Annotated in this window: 2 protein-coding genes; both read right to left on the reverse strand. The window is 33.7% G+C overall.

The genetic code is table 11. The annotated features are described in order from the left end of the window. Positions 1-1,093: S-layer homology domain-containing protein (locus BN358_RS10350; protein ID WP_040582454.1), on the reverse strand; the 1,093-nt coding region annotated here is incomplete at its 3' end. 113 nt (positions 1,094-1,206) lie between these two features. Further along, the coding region (locus BN358_RS10355; protein ID WP_019229138.1) for a B3/4 domain-containing protein at positions 1,207-1,647 on the reverse strand (441 nt) is incomplete at its 5' end.

The raw sequence follows: 1,647 nt of genomic DNA on the forward strand, positions 1-1,647 counted from the left end.
TTCCCTTTTTGTCACTAGGCTGAACAAATTTCACTTCATCCATGTTGCTGTCAAGGTCGTCTTCGAATTCTTTTACAATGTTTTCATTAGTTGTATATTTGATTAAAGCAAGATCTTCATCTTCATCATCTACAACTGTAATTATGATTTTGCCTGAATAATATTCGCCTTCATCATCATATGCATAGTAGCTGATATTTACTGTGCCGCTGAAATCACTCTTAGGAACAAATGTGATTTTTTCAAGCAAATTGCCAGTACCATCTAAATAATACTTTGTATTTTTTGTTACCAAATCTTTCTCGTTGCTATTGGCATTATATTCATAATAAAGTGTGCCGTTTTTTGGATAATCAAATTTTACATATTCTATGTCTTCGTCAAAATCTTCCAGAATATCTTCAATTGAATCTTTTAAGTTATTATCTGCTGATGTAAACGCAAGTACTTCGTCTTCATCTATTTCAAATTTAATATCATCGATTTCGTCATCTTCAACATCATCATCGTCTTCATCTTCATTTTCATCTTCGTCATAGTCATTCTCGCCTGTCATCATATAATGAAGCATCAATGCGATATCTTTTCTTTTTGCAAATTTATTCAGTTCATTTTCATCAAACAATACGTCTAAATCTTCTTCTTCAATATCAAGATCATCATCCAGCAACTGTTCCGCTCTCTCAATGAGCCATATTGCTTCTTGAATTGTAACAGGTTTGTTTGGTTTGAAATACTTACCATCTCCCTTTGCAATACCAAGCTCCTTAGCAGCTTTTACAGGACCGTAAAAGTACTCATCTTTTGCAATATCAAGAAAGTTTTCACCTAACTCTTCATTGGTGATTTCAATATCAAAGGCTCTTACAATCATGACGATAACATCCCCACGTTTTACATTACCTTCTAAACCGTAATCACCATGTCCATTCCCTTTCATTATTTCCTTTTGAATCAGTGATTCAACAGCAATTTTATAGCTTTTTTCATCTCTGACTTTTTTATTCCCCGGTGTAGCAAATGCTGCTGTGGTAAAAATCATGCTCAATACAACCACCAATGCTAATACTCTTAGCATACTTTTGTTTTTCATTTTTTTCCCTCCATTTTATACAATATATTTATTATATTTCTGTATCAAGGTTGTAACACAGATACATAATAATTTTCGTACTATTAGTAAGTTTTTGGGGTAATAAATAAATATTAGAATTCAATGGAATCATTGTTCATATCAACCAGAAATCTCTTTACTTTTCCGTTGAATCTTTTTATTACCAAATTTTCTATTTCATCCATTGATTTTTTTAATGTTGAATCTTCATTGTATTCAAAGCCAACCAATTGAAAAAATACATTGCTGCTTTCATTGGTAAGCTTCCCAAGCTCGCTTTGCCTCCACACCCACTTTAACGTCTGCACAACATTGCCGCTGGTAAAAACAAGCTCTCCTTCAGAAACATCCTCATATTCATTGGCACCAAAAGGTAGAAAAATGTCGCCTTTTCTGCTGTATCTAACTTCAAGGTCCTGGTGTATATCCCTGAGGTCATGTCCTCCCAATGATATGCCATTTTCTATGGAAACAGCATTGCATAAATCAACCAGTGCATTAATGACAGGAAGCTGGGATCCTTTGATTATCCT

It is taken from the genome of Sedimentibacter sp. B4, assembly GCF_000309315.1.
GTDB lineage: Bacteria > Bacillota > Clostridia > Tissierellales > Sedimentibacteraceae > Sedimentibacter > Sedimentibacter saalensis.